Raw genomic sequence first — 24,814 nt, forward strand, 5'->3', positions numbered from 1 at the left:
GCATGTAAGATAGCGGGCCGCATTTGGCGGCCCGCAGAGCGATGCCGCCTATATGGCCGCTTCAACCTCTTGCACGATATCATCAACGACCTGCACCAGCAGATCGCTATCCTCGCACTCGGCCATCACGCGGATCAGCGGCTCGGTCCCTGATTTGCGAATAAGCAAACGCCCCAGGCCCTGCAATTTGCCCTCGGCTGCGGTGATGCATGCTTTGACGCCCTCTGCATTCAAGGGGTCCTGCCCCGCCGCGTAGCGCACATTCTTCAGCAATTGCGGCACGGTTTCAAATGTCTTTGTCAGTGCGCTGGCCGGCTGGCCGGTTTCGATCATTGCAGCAAGAAATTGCAGCCCGGCCAGCAAGCCGTCGCCCGTTGTCGCATAATCAGTCATCACGATATGACCAGATTGCTCTCCGCCCAGATTAAGGCCCTTGGCGCGCATCGCCTCAACCACGTACCGGTCCCCAACGGCTGTGCGTTCCAGCCGCAAACCGCGCCCTTCCAAATAGCGCTCAAGCCCCAGATTTGACATCACGGTGGCGGCCAGGGCGCCGCCTTTCAGCCGATCTTGGTCAGCCCAACGCCCGGCCATCAGTGCCATCAGCTGATCACCATCAGCAACCGTGCCTGTCTCATCCAGGATCATCACCCGGTCCGCATCGCCATCAAGGCAGATGCCAACATCAGCCCCTTCACGCAGGATTGCCGCCGCTGCGGCAGATGTGTCGGTCGAGCCGCAACCATCGTTTATATTCAGACCATCAGGGCTGACGCCCACGGGGATCACGGTTGCACCGAGCTCCCAAAGCACCTCGGGGGCGACACGGTGTGCAGCCCCATTGGCACAATCCACGACAACCTTTAGCCCATTCAGGCGCATGCCCGTAGGAAAGGTTGATTTGACACGTTCTGCATAGCGAAAGCGGCCATCATGGATATGCTTGGCCCGCCCGATATTCTGCGCTTGGGCCGGTTCAATGTCGCTATTGATGAGGGCCTCGATCTCGAACTCGGCCTCATCGGACAGTTTGAAGCCATCGGGACCGAAGAATTTGATCCCATTGTCATGATAAGGATTGTGGCTGGCCGAAATCATGATCCCGACATCGGCGCGCATCGATGTGGTCAGCAAACCAACAGCGGGGGTTGGCACCGGCCCAAGCATCAGCACGTTCATGCCTGTGCTAGTCAACCCGGCGGTCAACGCCCCCTCAAACATATAGCCGGACAGGCGCGTGTCCTTGCCAATCACAACCCGGTGCCCGTTTGATCCGTCATTTCGGAAATAGCGCCCTGCCGCGGCCCCAATTTTCAAGGCCATGTCGGCGGTCATCGGATAGGTATTGGCCTTGCCGCGCACCCCATCGGTACCAAAGAACTTACGTGTCATATTGTTCTGCTGCCCCTATTGCCCATTCCAGGTCCAATGCCTGTTTGGTGGCAAATGTATCGTGCACACGCAGGAATTGCACCCCCTGCCGTGCGGCATGCAGCGCCACAGCAACCGATCCACTGACCCGGTCGGTTGCATCTGTCCCGCCGCCAATCGTGCCGATAAACCGTTTGCGTGATGCGCCCAGCAGGATCGGGCAGCCAAGCGCATGAAAAACCGCGATCCCGCGCAACAGAGCAAGATTATGTGCAATCGTCTTACCAAAACCGATACCAGGATCCACGATGATCTTATCCCGGGCAATCCCCGCAGCCTCGGCCACCGCGATCCGCTCTGCCAGAAAATCATACACATCCAGCACCACATCCGCATATTGCGGATTATCCTGCATGGTTTCGGGATCCCCCTGAGCATGCATCAAACAGACCGGTAATCCCGATTGTGCCGTCAGCGCCGCCAGCCCCGGATCAAAGGTAAACGCCGCCACATCATTGATCAGATCAGCCCCATTTTCGATAGCCGGCGCTGCAACGGCCCCTTTGCGGGTGTCAATTGAGATCGGCACCGGGTTTTGAGCCCGAATGGCCGCGATAACGGGGGCCGTGCGGGCGATTTCATCCTCAACCGGTACAGGAGCGGCGCCGGGCCGGGTGCTTTCCCCGCCGATATCAATCAGATCAGCGCCATCCGCCTGCATCTGCGCGGCGTGCTCCACAGCCGCATCAAGGCGATCAAACTGCCCCCCATCCGAGAAACTATCGGGGGTGACATTCAAAATACCCATAATCAACGGACGACTAAGATCGCAGCCCGCAATAGGTGCGCGCGGGCGGGTCAAACGGTCGAGCGCCTCTGGCGGGATATCCGTTGCGGGCACAATTTGCGGTGCAGCATTGCGGTCAAGCACCTCAACCTGATCAAACCAGCAGGCTTGCGCCCCAATGGTCAGCGCCGCCTTGGGCCGATCACCAAAGCGCAGCAAAGGGCGATAGTAATGCGTCATGGCAATATCGGGTCGGTGATATCGGCGCGGCGCAGGGACAACCCCCCAGGCAGGGCGGCCTGAGATATCTCGGCACCGATCACCAGCATTTCTTTGGCCATCATCTGACCAGCAAACCAAGCGGCCAAAGCAGCACCATCCTGCGGGCCGGCGGCAGGGCCATCGACAGCATCAAGCACGATCTTGGACGGGGCCCAGATGCAAATCTGGTCGTTTTTCATGGCCCAATCCAGCTCGGTCCGGGTGCCAACGACCGTGCAGCGCCTGTCGCGGGCCGCCAGTGTCCAGGCGTTCTGTTCGATGGCTAACAAATCAATGCGCCTTTGGGTCAAGGCGTTCCCGGCTTGCGGCGCGGGCTGATCGGCAGGGCCGACACAAATGATCAGCGGTGCATCGCGGGCGGAAAGCTGATCGATCCAGCCACTTAAGTACGGCGCATCAATTGCCGCATTGGACAAAAACACCAAACGCGGATGCGGTGCGGGCACATGATCTTGGCCTGCCAGATCCACGCCATCACGCGCGCGGACAATTTCCACGCCAAGCGCAAAGGGACCACGATCCAGCTTTTCAATGCGGACAAAGACCCTTTCGGCCTGCGGTTCCAGCAAGATACGCTCGGCGACGCGGGCGGCCAAGGTTTCAAGCAGGTTCAGACGCTCGGCTTCAAGCTCAAACCCGATGGCTTCGGTCACTTTGTCATAAGACAGGATGCGGTCGACATCATCGTCGATCGGGCCGGTCAGCGGCAGCACCTCAACCACGACATTGAACCGGACACGCTGCAATGTGCCGCGCTCTTGTTGGAAAGCGCCGATTTCAACCTCAACCACATAGTCGCGCAGCGAAATGCGGTCGCATGGTGTTGTGCTGCTGGCCTCAGCCCGTTCGCTGGGATGCGCAAAAGCAAGGCGAATGTCGTCTGTCATGGCGGTCAGGTCCCAAGATGACACAGGTTATCCGTGGCATATAAGCAGTGCGACCAAGCAGCAAGCGGCTGGGGCGACAATGCCCCTGCTGCATGCGACGTTACTGCGAAGCTGTGCGGATCGGCTGGCGATAAAAGTAATGCGATCCAATCGACGCCGTGCGCGGGAAACGCTGCGCCCAAGATGGGTTGACAGCCTTGGTATGATAATGGGTCGCGCCTCCGGTCAAAGCACGGGGGGTGCCGTCCATCAGCAGACGGGCAACTTTGCCGACACGCTCCCACGCGCGGGGTTCGTTGATAACCTCGGCTTTGCCATCACATGTATAGGTGAATTGGCAGGCGTAACGGCGCCCCGTACCCTGATTGATCACGGTGCAAAGGGTGTCAGGATAGGCGCTGCTATCCACACGGTTCAAGATCACCTCGCCCACCGCAAACATACCGCGGACGGTCTCGCCCCGTGCCTCGAAATACAGCGCCTGGGTCAGGCATTCCCATTGGTCACCCCCATCAGCAGCTGGCAGGCTGGCAAGATAGTTGCGGTCATAAACCATCCCGGTCTGCGTCTCGATCCCGCGCGATTGCGCGGATGGCAAAGACGTCAGCACGGATAAACGGGCGTCGGGGACAATCGACAGCGCCTCGCGCTCTTGCCCTAATATTGCGGCCAAACGGCTGGCCAGCAATTCATCCGCAACGGATGTTGAGGCCGTAAGCGACAGCAACGCCGCAAATGATGCGGCGAAAAACGCCCGAATAATCGTCATAACATTCCCACCCAGGAAACCACGCGGATAAGCCTCGCGCAGGCGGGGCAGCACATAGGCCATCAAAATCGATCCGTCTACCCCTCGGGTCAGACTGTCGCAGTTCCTGAAACATCCCGGCCACAACAAGGTGACTATTTCGAAATGACGCCGCGTCTTACCGTGGGTCTGTAACAAAAGTCACGAATTGCGGGATGGCCGATCAGGGTCAAGCAAGGTCAGTTGCGCAGCGGTCAGCCGCGCAACCGGTACCCGGAAGGGCGAGCATGAGACATAATCAAACCCATGCGCCCGGCAAAACGCAATGGCAGAGCGGCTGCCCCCATGTTCACCGCAAATAGCCAGAGCCACATCAGGGCGCCCGCGCCTGCCCCGCTCTGCCCCAAGCGCGACAAGCTCGCCCACACCTTCGATATCCATCGTATGGAACGGATCTTCGGCATAAACGCCCTGTTTGACATAGGCCGACATAAAGCGCCCCGCATCATCGCGCGATAGACCATAGGTCATCTGGGTCAGATCATTGGTGCCGAAAGACAGGAATTCAGCATGTCCGGCGATATCTTCGGCGCGCAAGGCCGCACGCGGGGTTTCGACCATGACGCCAAGGCGATAAACAAAATCGACCTTTGATTTGGTCCGCACCGCATTTGCGACGGCATCCAGACGGGCCTTCATCAACTCCACCTCGCGCATGGCACTGACGAGGGGGATCATGATTTCAACATTGATCTTGATGTCTTTTTGACGGACAGCGACCATCGCCTCAAAAATAGCGCGGGCCTGCATGTCGTAGATTTCAGGGATCGCGATACCAAGACGGACGCCGCGCATACCCAGCATCGGGTTATATTCACTCAGCGCCTGCACGCGCTCGGTCACTTCGGGCAGCGGCAGGGCCAGCTGGGTGGCCAAATCGCGCATCCCCGCCTTATCGGCTGGCAGAAATTCATGCAGCGGCGGATCAAACAGGCGGACGCAAACCGTCGTACCCGCCATAATTTCAAAAAGCGCCTGAAAATCAGCGCGTTGCATCGGCAATAGCCGGTCGAGAACCGCGCGCCGGTCAGCGCCCTCTTCGGCAAAAATCATTTCGCGCATCACGCCCAAGCGGTGGCCTTCAAAGAACATATGCTCAGTGCGGCACAATCCGATGCCCTCTGCCGCAAAGTTGCGGGCGGTCTGCGCATCGGCGGGTGTGTCGGCATTGGCACGCACGCCGATATCACGATAATCATCGGCCCAATGCAGTAATGTCTGAAACGTATCATCCAGCGCCGCCTCAAGCGTTGGCGGCTCACCCGCCAGCACCTGGCCCGTTGTCCCGTCCACCGTGATCATGTCACCAACCGCAAAGACACGGCCATCAGCGGCCTTGACCTGATCGGCTTTGCGATCAATCACCAGATCAGAGGCACCCACAACGCAAGGCACACCCAAACCGCGGCCAATCACGGCCGCATGACTGGTCACACCGCCGCGCATGGTCAACACGGCCTGTGCCGCATGCATGCCGCGGATATCCTCTGGTGTGGTTTCGCGGCGGACAAGAACGCAAGGCTCACCCCGGGCGGCACTGGCCTGTGCGGCGGCAGAGGTCAGCACAATACGCCCGCTGGCCGCGCCCGGGCTGGCGGCAATACCGCCCGTGATCACATCACGGTCCGCTTCGGGGTCAACTTGACGGTGCAGCAATTCGGACAAGGCGGCCGGTTCAACCCGCATAACAGCCTCTTCACGGGCGATGATCCCATCTTCGGCAAGGGCCACTGCGATCCGGACCGCCGCACGCGAGGATCGCTGCACCCGAATGGCATCCAGAATGCGCAAACGGCCATCTTGCAGGGTAAAGATCACTTCCATCTCTTCGCGCAAACGCCTGCGGCACAGATCGCCATAGGACAAAAGCTGCGCGAATTGATCAGGGCAGATTTCCTCAAGCGAGGGACCGCGCGGATCGCGGTTCAAAAACAGCGCACCTTCGGATTTGCGGCTCAGCTCTTGGCCCTGATATTGGCTGATATAGCGGCCCACGACGCGCGGCGCGCCCGTGGCCGGATCGACAAACTGGATCACGCCTTGCCCGCATTCGCCTTCGCCCACGCCCAGGGCCATGGCCTGCACGACAAGACCCAACCCCGCATCAACCGGCGCCCCTTTTGCCTGGCGTAGCAGCCGCGCGGTCGTGCCATCCCAGGCCCGCGCCATCGAGCGTAGAACTTCGGACAATTGCGCCGCCACATCCTGCGGAAACGCCTCATCCGTTTCCTGCTCATATGTCTCAAGCATCGCGCGCAGGCTATCCGCATCAGGCGTGTCGGGCAGATAAAACGCGTCCGGGTCCAGTCGGGCCACATGAATGGCGTATGATTGGATAAAGCGCAGATACATATCCGTGGCCTGACGCACGCCAATCGTCTGGGTCAGGGCCGCATGGCGAGCGTCATTCATGCCCACATTCAATATCGCACCCGGCCCGCCCCAATCAGGGTCTTGGCTGGACGGGCGCACCGACAAAAGCGGGTCATCCCCAAACGGGGCAAGCAGCGTTTGCATGTCTGGCAAACGCCCCTTTGCAGCATCATGGACCGCGTCAAAAGACAGGGCCACCGTGACGGGCACAGGCATATCAAGCCGGATCAACCGTTGCAGACATTTCGCCCGCCCGCCATGAACAGCCGCCGACATTTTTGCAGTTGGCGTGATCAGGGTCAAAGGACTATATGTGGTCTGTTGCTGCAACGCGGCACCATTTATTGTGTAGGTGCAGCATAAGGGATAAATCCCTTACTTGTAGCTAAATTTTTACAAAAAATCGATTATCCTTCGATCTTGGTTAAATCGGCGACAGACAGGCATATTTTTCTGATCCGTGACAACAGGTTAAGACGATTGCGCCGCAGAATTTCGCTATCGGCGTTAACCTGCACATCGGTGAAAAATTGATCAATTGGTCCGCGAAGTGCTGCCATAGCGGTCATCGCGGTGCTGAAATCTTCAGCATCCATGGCTGGCGCGATCTTTGCATCTGCAGCATCGAGGGCCGCGAAAAGCGCCTTTTCGGCGTCATCTTCGGCAAATTTGATGTCCGCCCCGTAAGAGTATTCTACCCCATCCTTGTCCTCGGCCTGGGTCAGGATGTTGTTGGCGCGCTTGAACCCCTGGATCAGGTTTTCGCCGTCATCTGTGGCCAGCGTTTCGGCCAGCGCCTCGACCCGCTTGACCAACAAGGTCAGGTCGTCATTACCCGGCATCGCGATGCAGGCGTCGATGATATCGTGGCGGATGCCTTTGTCTTTGAGGAAGACTTTCAGGCGGTCGTGGAAGAAGGAGAGAAGGTCGGGCAGTTTCCAGTCTCGAACGGGGTACCATTCTTCAGCTGCTCTTCTGGAAATGATGAAATCGATTGTATCCCGTAGAATTCTCTTCTGTTATGGGAAGGCTCTCATCAATCTTGGTGTCGGAAAAGAGAGCCTCTATCCATCCCTGCTTCTGCTCAGTCGAGCCAATTGAGGTCTCATTGATAAAGTCGGCCAAATGGTCGTACTTATCTTTGATCGCCAAGTACTCACCTAGCAAGTCTGACTTCTCATGCTCTAAGATCTTATCAATTCTGCCCAAAAATGCAGACTTCAGAGTATCTTGCATAGAGAAACCAAGCTTATTCTCCAAAACCAACCGAATAACCCCCAACGCTGCTCTGCGCAGCGCAAACGGGTCCTTACTCCCGGTCGGCTTTTCATCTATCGCCCAGAACCCGGTCAGCGTGTCGATCTTATCGGCCAGCGCCACGGCTACTGACACAGGCGCGGTTGGCACATCATCTGATGGCCCCAGCGGCGAATAATGCTCTTGCGCGGCGGCGGCAATCGCCGGGTCCAGCCCGGCCTCTGCCGCGTAGTACCGGCCCATCAGCCCCTGCAATTCAGGAAATTCATAGACCATTTCAGAGGACAGATCGGCCTTGGCCACTTGCGCCGCCTTCTCTGCCAGATCCGGATCGGCCCCAACACTTGGCGCAATCTCCTTCACCAGTGCCGCGATCCGTTCGATCCGGTCTTTCTGGCTGCCCAGCTTATTGTGGAAGGTCACATTGGCCAGGCTGTTGAGCCACGGCTGCATCCCGGCCTTGGCAACGCGCAAATCATTTTCCCAAAAGAACTTCGCATCCGCCAGCCGCGCCGATAGCACCTTTTGGTTCCCCGCCAAAATGGTCGCGCCATTGTCGGCCGTTTCCATATTGGCCACGGTCACAAATTGCTCAATCCGGCCTGTCTTGGGGTTCTTGACCGAGAAAAACTTCTGATGCTCTTTCATCGAGGTTTGCAAAACCTCGGGCGGCAGACCCAGAAATTCTTCGTCAATCTTGCCCATCAGAACAACGGGCCATTCGACCAGCCCGGCGATCTCGGCCAATAGCCCGCGATCCTCAACAACCTCCAGCCCTTGGGCAAAGGCCTGATTGGTGGCGTCATTCCAGATCATCTCGGCCCGCTCATCTGGGCGCAGGATGACATTGGCGCGTTTCAGTTTCGCCTCGTAATCGTCAAACCCGGTGACGCTGAAGGGTGTCGGCGCAAGGAAGCGGTGGCCCTGCGTGGTATCGCCCGAGGCGATCCCATCAACATCCAGCGGCACGATCTGCGTGCCCGCTTCATCCGTCAGGAAGCACAGGATCGCATGCAAAGGGCGCACCCATTTCAGCGGGCCAGAGCCCCAGCGCATCGACTTGGGCCATGGGAAATTGCGGATTGTCTTTTCCAGCACCTCGGCGATGATATCCGCCGCCGCGCGCCCCGGCTTTTCGATCACCGCGAAATAGACCTGACCCTTTTTGTCATCGCGAATTTCCAGATCGTCCTTGGCCACCCCTGCCCCGCGCAGGAAGCCTTCAATGGCTTTGTCAGGCGCACCGACCTTGGGGCCTTTACGCTCTTCGCGCACAGGTTTGCTTTCGCCCAGCAGATCGCTGATCGTCAGGGTCAAACGGCGCGGCGTAGCAAAGGCAGCAGCGCCAACATAGGTCAACCCGGCCTCGACCAGACCGTCGGTGACCAGCTTTTGCAGATCCTCGCTGGCGCGCTTTTGCATGCGTGCGGGGATTTCTTCGGAGAAAAGTTCAATCAGAAGATCGGGCATCAGTTGGTGCTTTCGGGTTGGGCTGGGCAGCCTTCGGGGGCGGGATCACCGTCAAAGACGACCTCACCGCATGCGTTAATCTGGTGCCAGGCAAAGGCCCGGCCATCGGGGTAGACGGCGACCAGACGGTCGATCCCATAGTGAATGTTTTCAACGCCGAGGAAGGCGATAGCGTCACCGCTGACAAGATCCTCGCCGATTTGGGCGGCGTCAAAACAGTCAAACCATCCGGGGGCGACAAGTGGTTCAGCATCGTCGCGGATGACATAGGTTTCGGTCAACGTGGCCTGACTGAGCGGCGTGGTGAAACAGGCGCGGTACCGAATGGGCGAGCTGTCTGCATCAATCGCCTCAAACCCGTCAAACAGGATCGGCTCAGCCTGTTCAGTAACCAGATTGGTCAGCCGTACATCCGCATCCTGCGCTTGGACGAGCGTGTAGTAAGCATAGATCTGTTGGTAATAGAGCAGCGCCCCTGCGATCAGTGCCAGCATCAGAAGTCCTACAATTGCAACACGCGCCATCAGGCCGCCTGCCCCCCGGCTTCGGTTTGCACAAAAGCATCGGCGCATTGCTTGGCCAGCGCCCGGACGCGGCCGATATAGGCCTGCCGTTCGGTGACCGAAATCACGCCGCGCGCGTCCAGCAGGTTGAACACATGAGACGCCTTGATGCATTGGTCATAGGCCGGATGGGCCATGATGATGCGCATTCCCGTCTTTGGGTCGTCAGCAGGTTCGGCCAGGATACGTTCGCATTCCGCCTCGGCATCCTTGAAATGCTGTAGCAACGTGTCGGTATCGGCCACGTCGAAGTTCCAGCGCGCATATTCTTGTTCGGTCTGCTTGAACACATCGCCATAAGTCAGCGGGCTAGGCGATTGAGGGTCGTTAAATGGCATGTCCATCACGTGATCGACGCCCAAAACATACATGGCCAGCCGTTCCAGCCCATATGTCAACTCGCCCGAGACAGGTTTGCAATCATGGCCGCCCACCTGTTGGAAATAGGTGAACTGGCTGACCTCCATACCGTCGCACCAGACTTCCCAGCCAAGTCCCCAGGCACCCAGGGTCGGGCTTTCCCAGTCATCTTCGACAAAGCGGATATCGTGAAGGGAGGCATCGATGCCAATCGCGTCAAGTGATCCCAGATACAGCTCTTGCAGATCAGGCGGGCTGGGTTTGATCAGCACCTGATACTGATAGTAATGCTGCAACCGGTTCGGGTTTTCGCCATAGCGCCCATCGGTCGGGCGGCGTGAAGGCTGCACATAGGCAGCGGCCCAGGCATTACTGCCCAGGGCACGCAAGGTTGTAGCTGGGTGAAATGTCCCGGCGCCTACCTCCATATCGTAGGGCTGCAAAATGGCACAGCCGCGCCCGGCCCAGTATGTCTGAAGCCGCAGGATGATCTCCTGAAAACTGCGTGGTTTTTCCGCCATATCTGAACCCTTTTCGCGTTTATGCGATCAATAGGGCGCAGCGGCGGAAGGGTCAATCAGACAACGGGGCGTGACCTAAAGTATGCACTCACGTCAAATTTAGCGCAAAGGTCTTGCGTCTGGCCGCGTGTCAGGCCAGTGAAGGTGTGGGGACGACCGAAGGACAACTGGGGATCAATGTTTAAGGCAATCGCAACGATCATCATGCTGGTGGTGTCGACGCTATCAGCGCATGCGCAAGACAACTTTTGGGTGCAGATCGAAGCCCAGCAAACATTGCGCTCTGCGCAGGATCGGGCGCGTGATTATGCGCGGCGTTTGGACGACATCCACGGATATTACATCGATGATGGGTTTTACGGGATTTTCATTGGCCCATATAACGAGGAAGACGCACAAGCCGCGCTGCAAAGATTGTTGGCCCAAGGCGCGATTCCACGCGACAGTTTTGTCTATAATGGCCGCTGGCTGCGGCAGCAGTTTTGGCCAATCGGCGGAGGTGCGCCGACCCCAGCGACAGTCCCTGATGCGGCCCCCGCCGAGGAACCGGTCGCGCCGCCCCCCGCATCCACGCCCGATATCAGCGCCCTGCCCGCTGATCCGCCACTGATCGCCAGTGATGAAACATTGGATGAGGCCCGCGCCTCAGAAGCGGCGCTTGAACGCGGCGAAAAAGAAGAGCTGCAAAAGGCACTGCAATGGGCCGGCTACTATACAGCGGCCATCGATGGGTCATTTGGCGGCGGCACCCGGCGCGCGATGCAAGCCTGGCAAGACGCCAATAACATGGAACCAACGGGCGTTCTGACCACCAGACAACGCGAATTGCTGATCCGGCAATATAATCAGGTGCTGCGCGGGCTGAACCTGCGGCTTGTCCGCGACAATGCCTCTGGCATCCAAATGGATATTCCAACCGATGTCGTCGCCTTCTCTGAATACCGACCGCCTTTTGTGCGCTTCGAAGCCTCAGGCGATATTGACGACGCGCTGGTCTTGTTCATCTCGCAATTGGGGGATGAGGGGCGGCTGATCGGCCTTTATGAAGTCATGCAAGTGCTTCAGATCATCCCACCGCAAGGCCCGCGCGAGATTAACGCAGATGGCTTCGTGATCGAAGGGATCGGCAATGGCATCCATTCCTACACCAGCGTCACCTTGGTGGACGGCGAAATCAAGGGCTTTACCCTGGTCTGGCCCGAAGGGGATGAAGCACGGCGCAGCCGGATGCTTGCTGTGATGCAGGACAGCTTTGAACGGCTACCCGGCACGCTTGATCCATCCATTGTGCCTGCGACCGAAGATCAGGCCATTGATATGGTCGCAGGGCTTGCCGTGCGCCAGCCGCGCCTGTCGCGCTCGGGCTTTTATGTGGATGACGCAGGCACGGTCGTCACAACGCCGGAAGTGCTGGACAGCTGCACGGATCTCACTTTTGACCGGGAAACCGATGCCGAGGTGGTCGCCAGCGATCCTGATCTGGGTATCGCCGTTCTTCGCCCGGTTGAGGCCCTGGCCCCGATCGGGATCGCCGCTTTCCAGACCGCTTTACCGCGCCTGCAAGACCAGGTTGCCGTCGCAGGCTACCCGTTTAACGGCGTGCTCAGCGCGCCAACGCTGACCTTTGGACAGGTGGTCGATATCCGGGGGCTAACAGGGAATGAGGACATCAAGCGCCTGTCGATCCTGCCCCAGCCCAGCGATGCAGGCGGACCTGTCTTTGACCAAAGCGGCGCTGTGCTGGGCATGCTTTTGCCGCGCCAAGACGGGAATACCCGGGTGCTACCGCCCGAGGTGAACTTCTCGGTGGACGCATCCGAAATCGTGGATTTTCTGGAAGCCCAAGAGATCACAGCGCGCACGGTCGGTGTGTCGCCCGCGATTTCGCCCGTCGCATTGACCCGGCGCGCGGCTGACATCACCGTGTTGGTCAGCTGCTGGTAAGCGCGATATCCGATTTGACGTGAATAAGTGTTGGCCCCTTACGGGCCAGCGCATCTTTGATATCCTGTTGAAATGACAGCAAATCGGCCGGCGCCACAGCGGCCGCGCCATAGGCCTCGGCCAATTTGCAAAAATCAGGATTGCGCTGAATCACGGCATTCGGCGCGATCTGCGCACGAACCATGCTGTCTTCAATCTCGCCCAGCTTACCATTGTCCCAAATGATGATGGGCAGGGTCAGCTCCAACTCAACCGCGACGGCCAGTTCCTGCACGGTATATTGAAAGCCGTAGTCACCCAGGATGGCAATTGTCGGCGCTTGGGTTTCACCCACCCTACCCGCCGCATCCGTAGGGTGGGTGAAACCCACGCACCGCCCAATACAACCACCAATAGCCGCAGGCAGCGCATACCCAAGCGTGCCAAACCCATAAGGATGATGCCAATGACCGGGGCGATCCATCGGATAGACCTCTTTGGCGGCATAGGCGAATTGAGTCATGTCAGAATAGATCATCGTGTCCGCAGGCAGCGCTTCTTTCAAAGCATCTACAACGGGCAAGATACCCGGACGTTCAACTTCGATCTCGGCCCGCCAACGGGAACGAGCCGCAGCTACCTTTTCGTTAGACCACTCCGATTGCAGGTTTTCTGGTAGAATTTCCGACAGCATTTCGAGGGCTGCAAAGCAATCCCCATGTATCATTAACTTGTGAGAGCCTTCTTGTCCGGCAAGCCGCGTTAGCGTCGAGACGTCATTGTTGATTGCAGCAAACTTAGCTGTCGCACCAAGCTGGCTTCTCCATAGATCTGTTTCAGCAAGGTCAGTACCAACAGCGATAACAAGATCAGCAGATTCTAAGATTTCAGCACTGCCAGGACGGGCCAGTAGAGCGCCGAAATGTAGCGGATCTTCAGGAGCCGCAATTCCGCGCCCCGCATAAGTCGTAAAACTGGCTGCGGACCAGCGCCGCAACAACGGGTCCATGAAATCGACCCAACGCGCACCGCCTCCAAACACAAAGAGTGGGCGACGGGCCTCTCGCAGCCAAATAGCAAGGTTGTGCAGACCAGCCCCGTCAGGGACGGCTGCGCCAGCGAGTGGAGGGCCTCCTGCGCTGGCAGGCTCGGCTGGAGCCTCCAGCAAAGCAATGGGCACATGCACAGCCTTGGGACACCGCTCAGAAAACCAAAACTCGTCTAAAGCCCGGTCAATCAACCCATACGCCGCTTCAGCCGACCGTGCCGTCTCGGACCAATCACAAACCGTGCGCGCGGCCCCTTCCTGATCCTTCATCTGATGCAACTGGCCACGCTTGGCCGCTGTTTCATCCAGACAACTTGAGATCACCAGCATCGGCACACTATCCGAATAGGCCTGCCCCATCGGCGTCATGATGTTACACAGCCCCGGCCCGGTGATCACATAGGCCACTCCCGGCTTACCCGTCGCGCGGGCATATCCGTCTGCCATAAACCCCGCGCCCTGCTCATGGCGGGCCAGCACATGGGTAATCCCGGCCTCTTCGATGCCCCGGTACATCTCTTGGTTATGCACGCCCGGAATGCCGAAAATCACATCCACCCCGCGATCTTTCAGCATATGCGAGATTTGGGCACCAAGGGGGCGTTGGGTCATCAGTTTCTCCAGAACTTGATCGATAGAATGGTCAACACAACCATGATCTCAAGCCGGCCAACAAACATGGCGATAGCCAGGATCCATTTGGCAGTGTCATTCAGATTGGCGTAGTTTCCGGCAGGACCAATCTCAAGCCCCAGCCCGGGGCCGATATTGGCCAAAGCCGCCGCCGCACCCGATACGGACGTGATAAAATCAAGGCCCGTCAGACCCAGCAATACCGATGTCACACCCAAAGACAGGATGAAGGCAACCAGAAAGGCCATCACCGAATTAAGCACGTCATCGGCAATGGGGCGCCCGTCGTAGCGCGGGGTGAAGACACCATGGGGCGAATGGATCTGCCTAATCTGGCTTTTGATCGCGGCAAACAGCAACTGATAGCGAAACACCTTGACCGAGCAAGAGGTCGAGCCCGCGCAGCCGCCAATCAGCCCGATCAAAAAGAACATCACGACAGGGAATGTGCCCCACGCCATATAGTCAGCGCTGGCATAGCCAGTCCCGGACATAATCGAAACGACGTTGAACAAAGCTTCGCGAAAGGCCAGCTCAGATAGCTCTCCCTCGCGGCCTGCAACCCATGCGGTAATCAGCAAAACACTTAAGATGATCAGATTGAAAAAACTGCGGGCCTGGGCGTCCTTCCATAGCGGTTTGACGGCCCCGGCAATCAATTGGACATAACGAACAAACGGGAGAGCGGCCATGAACATAAAAAAGACAGCCACATAGTGGATCGGGCCACTATATTGGCTGAAAGACGCATCAGAATTGGCCATACCGCCAGTTGAAACCGTCGTCATAGCATGCACAAACGCATCAAAAGCAGGCATGCCCAGGGCGGCATAGATCATGCCGCAACAGACCGTCAGAACCAGATAAACCTGCGATATGCGGCTTGCGATCGTGCCGGCCCGGGGCAAAATCTTGCCCATTGTGTCAAAGGCCTCAGAGCGAAACATCTGCATACCACCAACTCGCAACTCGGGCAGGAACACCATCGCGACAACAATAATCCCAATGCCGCCAAGCCATTGCAAAATGCCGCGCCAAAGTTTGATCCCGTCAGGAAGCATTTCGATCCCTGTAAATACCGTGGCGCCGGTGGTGGTTAGGCCTGACATCGCCTCGAAAAACGCATCGGTAAAGCTGGCTTGCGGCGCGCCGAAAATAAAGGGCAGCGCACCAAAAATAGGCAGTGTCAGCCACACCAGTGAGGTCAGCAAAAAGGTCTGGCGCAATGTCAGCCCAGCGGTCACACCATTTGCGCAGGCAAGCGCCGTCAGACCGCCGATCAACACCGTAATAACCGCGCTTTCAAAGAACACAGGCCAATGCCCATTGCCCGCCAGAACATCCGCGACAAGCGGGCCCAACATCGTCAACCCGAGCGCGGCGACAAGCAGACCAATCACATATCCAACGGGGCGCAAATCAAGCATGGTGCAGCGTTGGCCTCTGGGATGCTAAGTGTCAAGAACAGGCGACGGAATTCGCGCGTAGATGCGTATAAGCGTTGCAACACCGCAGGAGGCATCCATGTTAAAGCGTATCTTTTTTCTACCCTTGATCCTCGCACTTATCGGGGCAGCTGCTGGCGCGCAAGAACGTCAGGAATTCGCCTACGGGGGCGATCCTTTGCAACGCCTTGACCTTTACCGCGCAGCCCAGAGCACCAACGCCCCGATCATCGTGATGCTGCATGGGGGCGCTTGGCGCGACGGTGACAAACGCGCGCGCGGCGTCTGGCAGAACAAGGCGGCATATTGGACTGCGCGCGGCTATTTGTTTGTGTCCGTGAATACCCGGCTGCTGCCAGATGCACATCCCACCCAGCAGGCCCAGGATTTGGCAGCAGCCATGGCCTTTATCCAGCAAAATGCAGCACGTGTTGGCGGGAACCCCGATCAGATCATCTTGATGGGCCATTCGGCCGGGGCGCATGTTGCCGCGCTTTTGGCGACGCGCAATGACCTGCGCCGGGCTGCGGGGGTGCAGCCCTGGGCCGGGACGATTGTTTTGGATACAGCCGCACTTGATCTTGAGACCGTGATGAACGACGACCCGGCCCGGCTTTACCTGCAAGCCTTTGGGCGCGGGGCCGACTACTGGCGTGCGGCCTCTCCCTTGCGTCACATCAGCCGACAGGAAGGCCCCTTTTTGGTCGTTTGTTCGGCGCTGCGGGACGACGCGTGCCCGGCCGCTGAAAGCTTTGCACAGGCGGCCGCAGCCCAAAGGGTGGATGTGACCATCGCGCCGCAACCCCTGTCACATGCGCAAATTAACCGCAGGCTAGGTCAATCCAGCAGCTACACCGCAACGGTGGACAATTGGATCACATCCGCGCTGCAATAGCTTGAAACTGGACCGAGGCGGGATAACTGGCCTCTCATGTTTGAACCAAGTTACACCGCCGCCCTGCAACGACTGCAAAATTTCCTGCCCCACGCAGGACGTGATTATGCGGCAAGACGCAATTATGATGACATCCGCGGGGTGTCGGGCCTGTCACCCTATCTGCGGCACCGGATCATCACAGAGGCTGATGTGCTCAAGGCCGTTTTAGGGCGTCATTCACCGCATGCGGCAGAAAAGTTCATTCAAGAGGTCTATTGGCGGACCTATTGGAAGGGCTGGCTGGAAATGCGTCCTGGCATTTGGACAGCCTACAAGACCGAACGCGACGCCGCCCTAAACCGGATCCAAACCGAAGCCGGGCTGCGCCAACAATGGGAGGCCGCCTGCACCGGCACCACCGGGATCGCCTGTTTTGATCATTGGGCGCAAGAGCTGGCGGCGACAGGCTATCTGCATAATCACGCGCGGATGTGGTTCGCCTCGATCTGGATATTTACACTGCGACTGCCCTGGACGCTGGGGGCCGATTTCTTTCTGCGGCACCTTTTGGATGGGGATGCGGCCAGCAATACGCTTTCTTGGCGCTGGGTTGGCGGGCTACAGACCGTCGGCAAAACCTATCTCGCGCGCCCGGACAATATCGCGAAATACACCAATGGGCGGTTTCAACCGACAGGGCTGGCCAGTTTTGCCGCCCCGCTCGCTGGTATGCCCCATCCCAAAAAGGGCCCCCTGCCCGTCAGCGACGCGATTGACCCACGTGAACGCATCGGACTTTTGATAACCGAGGACGATCTGAGCCCAGGCTGGCTGCTTGATCAGTTCACGCCTGTTACAACCGCCTTTGTCCAAACCACGGATCGACGTAGCCCATTGCAGGTCGCACCGCAGGTCACCGATTTCGTGGCAAACGCCATGAAAAACACCGGGCGACGCTATGCCAGCAGACTGGGACCAGTCAGCTATATCGCCGCCAATGGCATCGACCAATGGGTGGCCGAAAATGAGATAACGCAGATCGTCTCTGCTTATAGTCCGGTTGGTCCGACCCAAGACGCGCTAGAAAACATCTCGCAAAAACAGCTGATCCGCCCCTATGACAGCCAGGCATGGCCCTATGCAACGCACGGATTTTTCAAGTTCAGAGAACGTATTCCAAAGCTGATCAGCCCGTTTGCCCCCCAAACGACCGCTTGATGCAGATTGCAAAACAGCTGATGACAGCTTAATCTAAACCAATCAGTTCACCTGAACCGGAGAGGTCCGATATGCCCACAACACTCACCATCAACGGCACCGCCCAAACCGTCGATCTGCCCGATGACGTACCCCTGCTTTGGGTTCTACGGGACGCGGTCGGGCTGACAGGCACCAAATTCGGTTGCGGCGTCGCCGCATGTGGGGCCTGCACCGTACATATTGATGGCGAAGCGGTGCGGTCGTGCCAAGTCGCTTTGGCCGATGTCTGGGGCGAGGTGACAACAATTGAAGGCCTCGGTACACCCGACAACATGGCCACGATCCAACAGGCATGGGTGGATCATCAGGTCGCGCAATGCGGCTATTGCCAATCCGGTCAGATCATGAATGCGGCGGCCTTGCTGGCGCAAACGCCGCAGCCCACGGATCAAGACATCGATGACGCGATGCAGGGGAACCTGTGCCGCTGTGGGACTTATCCGCGTATCCGGGCCGCGATCAAAGACGCCGCCCAACGCATTCAGGAGGCGTGATCAATGGCCAGCATCGGTAAAATCGCCCGCCGCACCTTCCTGATCGGGACCGCCGCCATCGCGGGCGGGGTCGCCTTTGGGGTCTATCAAGTGCGCAAAGACCCGCCCAACCCGCTGGTGGCGGGCGACGGCGAGGCGACTTTGAACCCCTATATCCTGGTCAACGCTGATGGGATCACGATCATCGCACCGCGGGCCGAAATGGGCCAAGGGGTGCATACGACACTCGCCGCGCTAGCGGCCGAAGAAATGGATGTAGCCTGGGATGACATCACCGTCCTGCACGGCCCCCCGGCGCAAGCCTACTACAACCAAGCGCTCTTGGGCCTCGCCCTGCCTTTCCACCACTACGCCGACAGCGATTTCCAGCATAACCTGCGCAAAAACGTAGGGATGGTCGGCAAACTTCTGAACCTGCAAGTGACCGGCGGATCCACCTCCACCAAAGACGCATACGATCGAATGCGGCACGCCGGGGCCTCCGCCCGCGAGGCGCTGAAACTGGCCGCCGCCGACCAGCTTGGGCTCGATGCCAGCACGCTGACGACCGCAGATAGCAAAGTCATCGCCCCAGACGGCACCGAAATCGCCTACACGGCGCTGGCAGAGGCCGTCCGCGACATCAGCCCGCCCGATGTGGCACTACGCGCCAAATCCGAATGGAAATACCTCGGTAAATCCATGCCGCGCACCGATATGGTTGGCAAATCCACAGGCACCGCCACCTACGCCACCGACACAAAACTGGACGGCATGAAATTCGCCACCGTGCGGATGAACCCACGGCGCAGCGGGATGGTGTCCTATGACGACAGCACCGCCAAAACCATGGCCGGGGTTGAGGCCATCATCGATCTGGGCGACGGGATTGGGGTCGTGGCCAGCAACACATGGCTCGCGATCCAAGCGGCAAATGCAGTGGACATCGAATGGGAACAGGCAAGTTACCCCGCCGACACCGATGGTTTACTAGCAGCAACAAAAGCCGCTTTCGATCTGGACCCAAACTCCACCGCACGCGACGAAGGCGACGTGAACGACGCGGTCGAAGGTACTGAAGTCACAGCGGAATACGTGGTGCCTTACCTCGCGCACAGCACGATGGAGCCAATGACCGCCACCGCCATCTATCGCGGTGACAGCCTTGAGGTCTGGTCCGGCAACCAAGCCCCCGTCATCGTCCGCGAAAAATGCGCCGAGGCCTGCGGGCTGGACCCCGAACAGGTCACCGTGCACACAACCCTCATGGGCGGCGGCTTCGGGCGACGCTCGGAATCCGATTTCTCTGTCCACGCCGCCAAAATCGCTGCGGCCATGCCAAACACGCCCATCCGCATGACGTGGAGCCGGGAAGAAGACATGCAGCACGACTTCTACCGCCCCGCAGCCATCGGGCAGTTCCGGGGCGTTGTGGCCGACGGCAAAGCCGTGCTGCTTGACGGGAAGATCGCAGCACAGTCGGTCTCACATAGCGCCATGGCGCGCATGACAGGACAAGTGCCCCCCGGCCCCGATCGGGGCCATGTGGAAGGGGCCGCCGACCAACCTTACGGCATCCCGAACTTCCGGATTAGCGGACATCTGGCAGAGCTGACCGTCCCGCTCGGCTTCTGGCGCTCGGTCGGGAATTCGCACAACGGGTTCTTCTTTGACACCTTCATCGATGAAATGGCCCATGCCGCAGGCGCAGACCCGCTGCAATTCCGGCTGGATATGACCAAAGACGAACACGCGCCCTCTGCCGGGGTGATCGCGGCTGTTGGCGAGATGTCGAACTGGGGCAGTGACAAGCCCGCCAACATCGGACGCGGGATCGGGTTCACCTATTCCTTCGGCACACCTGTGGCCGAGGTTGTGGAAGTCGAAGACACCGGCAACGGGATCAAGATTAACAAATGCTGGATCGCCTGTGACATGGGGACGGCGCTGGACCCCAGCATCGTCGAGGCGCAGATGACATCGGGGGCGATCTACGGGTTCTCAGCGGCAATGCAGGGCGAAATCACGTTCTATGACGGGGAAGCCGAACAATATAATTTCTATGATTACGACGCGATGCGGATGCATAACGTGCCGGCATTCGAGGTGCAGATCCTTGAGAACAATAATCACATGGGCGGTGCGGGCGAACCAGGCACACCGCCTTCGATGCCCGCGCTGGGGAATGCGCTGTTCGATCTGACGGGGGTCAGGGCGCGTGAACTGCCACTCATCAACACGTTTGATCTGATCCTTTAGACACGATAGGCGGGGCGCGCACCGGTTCGCCGGGCGCACCTCAAGCGGAGCCCCCATGCCAAAGACCCCAAGCCCCTGTATCGATGTATGCAAGTTCAAACGCGAAGGGCATTGCATCGGCTGCTCGATGACAAAAACGCAGAAATCCTTGTTCAAAACACTGAAAAAAGACAGTCACCGGCAGGCTTTTGTGCAGATGCTGATCGCGCAGCAAGAAGTGATGGGGAAATACAAAGGCTGGCGGCTTGCCTATAGTAAGAAATGCACAAAAAAAGGCGCCGAAGCGCCCTTTTCCTTACTCGATAAAACAAAACCTTAGGCCAAATGCGACCGCAGGAACCAAGCAAACTTTTCATGAGTTTGACCCCGTGCGATACACAAATCTTCGGTCAATGTGTCGCCATGTGATGCGGCCAGCGCGCCGGCACCCGCAAGGGTTTCAGCAAGCGTTTCCTGGGCATCAAGCATCATCTTGATCATCTCTTTATCAGAGGCGTGACCGTCATGTTCTGACACTTTCGAGCGCTTCAGCATCCCGGCCAACTGGCCTTCAGCATGCATGTCGATGGCGCGGATACGCTCGGCCAGATCGTCTTGGGCGACAAAGTGATCTTCATAGATTTTCTGGAACAGGTCATGCAAAGGGCCAAAGGCCATGCCTTTGACATTCCAGTGAAAATTCTGCGCAAGCATCGTCGTAACAGCCGTCTCAGCGACAGACTGATTGAGCGCCTCTGCGATTGCGGTCTTAGCGTCGGTATTTAGGGCTACTGCAGTCTGAGTCATCTCTCGTCTCCACTTGAATTGCGTAGGCTGGCTGGCTTCTCGCTGGCTTGCAAGAAGATACATAACCCAGCTTTCGCAGGTTTCAAGAAGTTTTTAGAATTATTCTAAACTTGAGAGAATTGCTCGGAAATGCCCCTGATTAAGAAGGCGACAAGCCGTTGATGTTGCTTGGGCACGCGGGACCTTAAAAGGAAGGTAAAACTGTCGTCATCACCGGCATTTGCGGCTGTCAAAGCCCGCATCAGCCATGCTTCGTCAAATGAAACTTCACGACTGCCGGGGCGGTAGAAAACAGGTTTATTGCTGATCGCCTCGCGCAGGCATTTGAGCAAAGCACGGGCATGGGCATCTTGCGCAACCTGTTGGCGATTCGACAAAAGCGCGCAAGCCTCGAACAAATCGGTCTGCGCAGCCACACGGCATTCAAGCGCGATCATGCGCAAAGCATTCAGGACATTTGACCAATCATGGTCAAAATCCTCAACCTCTGGCGAGGCAGGTGCAATTGGCTCAAGCAGTGGAAGTGGCGTCATACCGCGACCTTATCTTTCCCAAACAGCACGAGAATCCCCCGCGCGCGTTATCCTGACTATAACTATAGGGATTGAATGGGGCGATTGAAAGGCGTCTTCGTCATGACCTCACGGGAAAGTTGGGGGCCGGTTGGGCACAAAACAACGTCACACTGCAAACCCTAGGTAAGCGGCTCAAGCAAGCATTTACCGTTTTTCTTTATTCTATCTGCCAGTTTGCGAACCATTCTGCCCTGTTTCGGAATTGGGCGCGCCGGATTGGCAGCATATCGTTCCCGGCAAATCTCGGGGAAGAGGCGTTGGATTTCTCTTCGCGCAGACGCGCTAACCGACTTGAGCGCTTCCGGCCCCGTAAACAGGCTTTCGGTCGGAGCCCCATTTGAAAATACGATTTGATGATTTTCGAAAAGGAAATGCGTGTAGATGACAGCGCTGACATGACGCTCAACCCCGATACCATCGAGATCGAGCAATTTTTTCGCAGGCACCAATATCTCGGCTGTTCCAAACATCCTTTCGGCCACAATCGAACGAAGCAACATGCGATGTTGTGGAGAAACCCGCAGGTCACTTTCTGCTAGCCCCGGCCCCAACGCACCTGCCCTAATCCTGATTGGGCGTAACTGGGGATGGTTTGCGAGGTCTGCACCCCCCAAAATGCGTGACCCAATCCACCTGATAGGTTGAAAACCATGGTCCATCGTACGGACCAAATCACCCACGCGAAGTTCTTGAACCGCGACAGCCCTGCCATCCGTCAGAATGAGTGTGTCTTCGGCAAAGCAAACAAAGCTGGGAAGTTCATCATAATCACTTGGCGCAGCTGTAAACGAACCAAGCGTTGGTCCAACAATAGTATCACCAGCAACAACAGTTCCAGACGTCACGAACATGTATTGTGTTCCTGAAAATTGGATCAGCGTAAATGTGACGCTGCTGCCGTTGACGGTTCCGTCATATGTTTCAAACACTTGGAAATTGTCTGAGTTCGCAAGCCCTGGAACACCGCTCACATCAAATTGCGACGTTCCATTGCCATCGGGGTCCTCAAGTAATCCATCATCATCGGTGATCTCAACCGTAAAGCCAGCAACAACGCCGATGTCATTGCCGTTCAGAGGATCGTTATCCAATTCAAAGATGACGATGGTAGCCATGATACGCGCCCACCTCCAATGCGATGCACAAAAGCATCGCAACACAGATGGACCTCTCCCAACATTTACGTGTGGAAAAGTATCGCATAGCAATTATAGATTGTAACCATGTCCCAATTAAGGTGATGGTCTATCGCGTTAGCCATGCCGCGTAATCGCTGACCAGCAAATGTGTCGGCCCGACATCTTCTTCGATGTCAGCAAAGCGGCCAATCGGGTCGCGAAAGATATTGTCCGTCTCATCATCATTGACGGTCGACACCTCGCCGATCAGCACATCGCCCCCCTCGCCCCAGAACGCATGCCAATCGCCCGGCATCAAAGTCACGCTTTCACCGGGCGCCAGCCTTAGCTTATCACCTGGCCCGAAATCGCGCCGAATCCCGTCGCACATGACAGACCCGCCTGCGTCAGGGTCAAATGTGCCATCTGCTGCCGCGCCATAAAGCTCAATCACCAATGTCGCGCCGCCCCGATTGATGATGTCCTCGGCTTTGATCACATGGGTATGCATGGGCGAAAGCTGATCTTGCTTTGAGATCAGCAGCTTTTCGGCATAGCACATGCCCCCACCGCGTTGGAGGTCAGCCAGCCGCCCGTTGCGCAAAGTGAACAGGAACAGCCCCATCTGATCATAACGCCCGGCCCCGTAATCGGTGATATCCCAGCCGCACCGGGCGTCGATGACCGCCTGCGCATCAACGACCCGCGCTTTGAATTCCGCCGGGCTCCAATAGGCCCATGGCGGCAAGGCAAAACCAAAATGGCGGATCATGGCATCCGCCTCGGCCATAATGTCGTTGATCTCTGAGCGTCTCATCTGCCGTGCCTTCCTGCCGCGTCGCTACAGCATCAAAGATCACGCCGAGTTTGCCAAGCCCGTTTCGCGGCAGACCAGCAAAGGCGTACATACGCCTTATGTACAAGTTCTGTACGCAGTATTGCAGGGGAAAACGGCGTTAACCAGCCTTGCTCAGCGCAGCGCCGGACCAGGCGTGGCACGCGGCGCCAAAGGCCTCAAACAGCGGACGGGACACCGGATCTTGGCCCGCCTTCCACTCAGGGTGCCACTGTACCGAAAGGGTAAAGCCCGGGGCATCGGCGATATAAATCGCCTCAGGTGTGCCATCAGGCGCATGGCCGTCGATCACAACACGTGGACCCGGATCTTTGATGCCTTGCCCGTGCAGGGTATTGGTCAGAACCTCTTGTTCGCCAAGCAGCTTGGTGAAGGGCCCGTCTTTTGAAAACGTCACTTTGTGGCGGAGGGCGAATTTTTCTTCCAGCGTGCCATCAGGGGGCATCCGGTGGTTCTCGCGGCCCGGCAAATCGCGGATTTCGGGGTAAAGCGTGCCGCCCATAGCGACGTTAACCTCTTGAAACCCACGGCAAATCCCAAAGATCGGCTGGCCACGCGCCACGCAGGCCCGGATCAAGGGCAATGTGACGCGATCACGTGCGCGGTCAAAGGCACCATGCGCTTCGGTCGGGGGCTCGCCATATTCTTCGGGATGCACATTAGGCCGCCCTCCCGTGAACAAAAAGCCATCGCAGGTGTTCATCAAGGTCTCAATACAGACCATTTCAGGGTCAGCAGGCACAATCAGCGGCAGCGCCTGTGCGACGTCAGCCACAGCCTGCGCGTTCATCTCCCCGGCCCCTTGGGCGGGGTATTCATCATTAATCAAGAAACTGTTGCCAATGATACCTATAACCGCGCGGCGCATGCGTATTCCCTTTC

At 57.9% G+C, this 24,814-nt stretch carries 20 protein-coding genes and 2 pseudogenes; 6 read left to right on the plus strand and 16 right to left on the minus strand.

Features of this window, described 5'->3' with window-relative positions:
• Positions 1 to 48 precede the first annotated feature (48 nt).
• The 9 genes and pseudogenes from glmM to AABB29_RS17965 all read right to left on the minus strand — a co-directional run bounded on the left by glmM (position 49) and on the right by AABB29_RS17965 (position 10,679).
• Positions 49 to 1,392, minus strand: coding sequence for a phosphoglucosamine mutase (gene glmM / locus AABB29_RS17925; RefSeq protein WP_341365614.1), 1,344 nt, complete (start codon positions 1,390 to 1,392; stop codon positions 49 to 51).
• On the minus strand, positions 1,382 to 2,398 hold the full coding sequence (folP, locus tag AABB29_RS17930) for a dihydropteroate synthase (RefSeq protein WP_341365613.1): 1,017 nt from the start codon (positions 2,396 to 2,398) through the stop codon (positions 1,382 to 1,384). Before folP ends, glmM begins: the two co-directional genes overlap by 11 nt.
• The gene (locus tag AABB29_RS17935; RefSeq protein ID WP_373636660.1) at positions 2,395 to 3,327 is read right to left on the minus strand and encodes a dihydroneopterin aldolase; all 933 of its coding nucleotides are present in this window, start codon (positions 3,325 to 3,327) and stop codon (positions 2,395 to 2,397) included. Before AABB29_RS17935 ends, folP begins: the two co-directional genes overlap by 4 nt.
• A 100-nt stretch (positions 3,328 to 3,427) precedes the next feature.
• Positions 3,428 to 4,096: a cell wall hydrolase gene (locus AABB29_RS17940; RefSeq protein ID WP_341369054.1), complete on the minus strand. Its 669-nt coding sequence runs from the start codon at positions 4,094 to 4,096 to the stop codon at positions 3,428 to 3,430.
• 180 nt (positions 4,097 to 4,276) lie between these two features.
• The gene (locus tag AABB29_RS17945; RefSeq protein ID WP_341365611.1) at positions 4,277 to 6,838 is read right to left on the minus strand and encodes a putative PEP-binding protein; all 2,562 of its coding nucleotides are present in this window, start codon (positions 6,836 to 6,838) and stop codon (positions 4,277 to 4,279) included.
• A gap of 77 nt (positions 6,839 to 6,915) precedes the next feature.
• A pseudogene (locus AABB29_RS17950) lies at positions 6,916 to 7,522 on the minus strand (DALR anticodon-binding domain-containing protein); the annotation flags it as partial.
• 195 nt (positions 7,523 to 7,717) lie between these two features.
• A pseudogene (gene glyS, locus AABB29_RS17955) lies at positions 7,718 to 9,235 on the minus strand (glycine--tRNA ligase subunit beta); the annotation flags it as partial.
• Entirely contained in the window at positions 9,235 to 9,759 is a 525-nt protein-coding gene (locus AABB29_RS17960) for a DUF6446 family protein (protein WP_373636661.1), read from the minus strand. The pseudogene glyS and the gene AABB29_RS17960, both read right to left, overlap by 1 nt.
• Entirely contained in the window at positions 9,759 to 10,679 is a 921-nt protein-coding gene (locus AABB29_RS17965; protein WP_341365608.1) for a glycine--tRNA ligase subunit alpha, read from the minus strand. Before AABB29_RS17965 ends, AABB29_RS17960 begins: the two co-directional genes overlap by 1 nt.
• Positions 10,680 to 10,856: 177 nt before the next feature.
• Between AABB29_RS17965 and AABB29_RS17970 the strand changes: the two genes are divergently transcribed.
• Positions 10,857 to 12,623: a trypsin-like peptidase domain-containing protein gene (locus AABB29_RS17970; protein ID WP_341365607.1), complete on the plus strand. Its 1,767-nt coding sequence runs from the start codon at positions 10,857 to 10,859 to the stop codon at positions 12,621 to 12,623.
• On the opposite strand, the gene AABB29_RS17975 is transcribed toward AABB29_RS17970, so the two are convergent.
• Both AABB29_RS17975 and AABB29_RS17980 read right to left on the minus strand, forming a co-directional pair.
• Positions 12,610 to 14,226 (minus strand): thiamine pyrophosphate-binding protein, encoded by a 1,617-nt coding sequence (locus tag AABB29_RS17975; RefSeq protein WP_373636924.1) that lies wholly within the window; start codon positions 14,224 to 14,226, stop codon positions 12,610 to 12,612. The genes AABB29_RS17970 and AABB29_RS17975 overlap by 14 nt on opposite strands.
• A 35-nt stretch (positions 14,227 to 14,261) precedes the next feature.
• Positions 14,262 to 15,710: a TrkH family potassium uptake protein gene (locus tag AABB29_RS17980; protein WP_341365605.1), complete on the minus strand. Its 1,449-nt coding sequence runs from the start codon at positions 15,708 to 15,710 to the stop codon at positions 14,262 to 14,264.
• A 97-nt stretch (positions 15,711 to 15,807) separates the two neighbouring features.
• Between AABB29_RS17980 and AABB29_RS17985 the strand changes: the two genes are divergently transcribed.
• The 5 genes from AABB29_RS17985 to AABB29_RS18005 all read left to right on the plus strand — a co-directional run bounded on the left by AABB29_RS17985 (position 15,808) and on the right by AABB29_RS18005 (position 20,916).
• Positions 15,808 to 16,623 carry an alpha/beta hydrolase gene (locus AABB29_RS17985; protein ID WP_341365604.1) on the plus strand — a complete coding sequence of 272 codons (816 nt, stop codon included), beginning with the start codon at positions 15,808 to 15,810 and terminating at the stop codon, positions 16,621 to 16,623.
• 36 nt (positions 16,624 to 16,659) lie between these two features.
• A complete protein-coding gene (locus AABB29_RS17990) occupies positions 16,660 to 17,823 on the plus strand; it encodes an FAD-binding domain-containing protein (RefSeq protein WP_341365603.1) in 1,164 nt (387 codons plus the stop codon).
• A 71-nt stretch (positions 17,824 to 17,894) separates the two neighbouring features.
• Entirely contained in the window at positions 17,895 to 18,359 is a 465-nt protein-coding gene (locus tag AABB29_RS17995; RefSeq protein ID WP_341365602.1) for a (2Fe-2S)-binding protein, read from the plus strand.
• 3 nt (positions 18,360 to 18,362) lie between these two features.
• Positions 18,363 to 20,597 carry a molybdopterin cofactor-binding domain-containing protein gene (locus AABB29_RS18000; protein ID WP_341365601.1) on the plus strand — a complete coding sequence of 745 codons (2,235 nt, stop codon included), beginning with the start codon at positions 18,363 to 18,365 and terminating at the stop codon, positions 20,595 to 20,597.
• A 55-nt stretch (positions 20,598 to 20,652) separates the two neighbouring features.
• On the plus strand, positions 20,653 to 20,916 hold the full coding sequence (locus AABB29_RS18005) for a DUF1289 domain-containing protein (protein WP_341365600.1): 264 nt from the start codon (positions 20,653 to 20,655) through the stop codon (positions 20,914 to 20,916).
• Here AABB29_RS18005 and AABB29_RS18010 read toward each other — a convergent pair.
• From AABB29_RS18010 to AABB29_RS18030, 5 genes are all read right to left on the minus strand, one after another.
• On the minus strand, positions 20,913 to 21,383 hold the full coding sequence (locus tag AABB29_RS18010; protein ID WP_341365599.1) for a DNA starvation/stationary phase protection protein: 471 nt from the start codon (positions 21,381 to 21,383) through the stop codon (positions 20,913 to 20,915). The two genes, AABB29_RS18005 and AABB29_RS18010, sit on opposite strands and share 4 nt — an antisense overlap.
• Before the next feature lie 104 nt (positions 21,384 to 21,487).
• Complete coding sequence (locus AABB29_RS18015) at positions 21,488 to 21,916, minus strand: hypothetical protein (protein WP_341365598.1); 429 nt, start codon at positions 21,914 to 21,916, stop codon at positions 21,488 to 21,490.
• A gap of 161 nt (positions 21,917 to 22,077) precedes the next feature.
• Positions 22,078 to 23,073 (minus strand): Hint domain-containing protein, encoded by a 996-nt coding sequence (locus tag AABB29_RS18020; protein WP_373636662.1) that lies wholly within the window; start codon positions 23,071 to 23,073, stop codon positions 22,078 to 22,080.
• Positions 23,074 to 23,203: 130 nt separating this feature from the next.
• Positions 23,204 to 23,893: a D-lyxose/D-mannose family sugar isomerase gene (locus AABB29_RS18025; RefSeq protein ID WP_341365595.1), complete on the minus strand. Its 690-nt coding sequence runs from the start codon at positions 23,891 to 23,893 to the stop codon at positions 23,204 to 23,206.
• 139 nt (positions 23,894 to 24,032) lie between these two features.
• On the minus strand, positions 24,033 to 24,800 hold the full coding sequence (locus AABB29_RS18030; RefSeq protein ID WP_341365594.1) for a gamma-glutamyl-gamma-aminobutyrate hydrolase family protein: 768 nt from the start codon (positions 24,798 to 24,800) through the stop codon (positions 24,033 to 24,035).
• Positions 24,801 to 24,814 lie beyond the last annotated feature (14 nt).

Origin of the sequence: Yoonia sp. BS5-3 (assembly GCF_038069655.2) — a bacterium.
In the GTDB taxonomy this organism is placed as follows: domain Bacteria; phylum Pseudomonadota; class Alphaproteobacteria; order Rhodobacterales; family Rhodobacteraceae; genus Yoonia; species Yoonia phaeophyticola.

Coding starts and splice junctions, on each gene's coding strand:
- glmM (WP_341365614.1), bottom strand. CDS start 1,392: ATGACACGTAAGTTCTTTGGTACCGATGGGGTGCGCGGCAAGGCCAAT.
- folP (WP_341365613.1), bottom strand. CDS start 2,398: ATGACGCATTACTATCGCCCTTTGCTGCGCTTTGGTGATCGGCCCAAG.
- AABB29_RS17935 (WP_373636660.1), bottom strand. CDS start 3,327: ATGACAGACGACATTCGCCTTGCTTTTGCGCATCCCAGCGAACGGGCT.
- AABB29_RS17940 (WP_341369054.1), bottom strand. CDS start 4,096: ATGACGATTATTCGGGCGTTTTTCGCCGCATCATTTGCGGCGTTGCTG.
- AABB29_RS17960 (WP_373636661.1), bottom strand. CDS start 9,759: ATGGCGCGTGTTGCAATTGTAGGACTTCTGATGCTGGCACTGATCGCA.
- AABB29_RS17965 (WP_341365608.1), bottom strand. CDS start 10,679: ATGGCGGAAAAACCACGCAGTTTTCAGGAGATCATCCTGCGGCTTCAG.
- AABB29_RS17970 (WP_341365607.1), top strand. CDS start 10,857: ATGTTTAAGGCAATCGCAACGATCATCATGCTGGTGGTGTCGACGCTA.
- AABB29_RS17975 (WP_373636924.1), bottom strand. CDS start 14,226: ATGCTGAAAGATCGCGGGGTGGATGTGATTTTCGGCATTCCGGGCGTG.
- AABB29_RS17980 (WP_341365605.1), bottom strand. CDS start 15,710: ATGCTTGATTTGCGCCCCGTTGGATATGTGATTGGTCTGCTTGTCGCC.
- AABB29_RS17985 (WP_341365604.1), top strand. CDS start 15,808: ATGTTAAAGCGTATCTTTTTTCTACCCTTGATCCTCGCACTTATCGGG.
- AABB29_RS17990 (WP_341365603.1), top strand. CDS start 16,660: ATGTTTGAACCAAGTTACACCGCCGCCCTGCAACGACTGCAAAATTTC.
- AABB29_RS17995 (WP_341365602.1), top strand. CDS start 17,895: ATGCCCACAACACTCACCATCAACGGCACCGCCCAAACCGTCGATCTG.
- AABB29_RS18000 (WP_341365601.1), top strand. CDS start 18,363: ATGGCCAGCATCGGTAAAATCGCCCGCCGCACCTTCCTGATCGGGACC.
- AABB29_RS18005 (WP_341365600.1), top strand. CDS start 20,653: ATGCCAAAGACCCCAAGCCCCTGTATCGATGTATGCAAGTTCAAACGC.
- AABB29_RS18010 (WP_341365599.1), bottom strand. CDS start 21,383: ATGACTCAGACTGCAGTAGCCCTAAATACCGACGCTAAGACCGCAATC.
- AABB29_RS18015 (WP_341365598.1), bottom strand. CDS start 21,916: ATGACGCCACTTCCACTGCTTGAGCCAATTGCACCTGCCTCGCCAGAG.
- AABB29_RS18020 (WP_373636662.1), bottom strand. CDS start 23,073: ATGGCTACCATCGTCATCTTTGAATTGGATAACGATCCTCTGAACGGC.
- AABB29_RS18025 (WP_341365595.1), bottom strand. CDS start 23,893: ATGAGACGCTCAGAGATCAACGACATTATGGCCGAGGCGGATGCCATG.
- AABB29_RS18030 (WP_341365594.1), bottom strand. CDS start 24,800: ATGCGCCGCGCGGTTATAGGTATCATTGGCAACAGTTTCTTGATTAAT.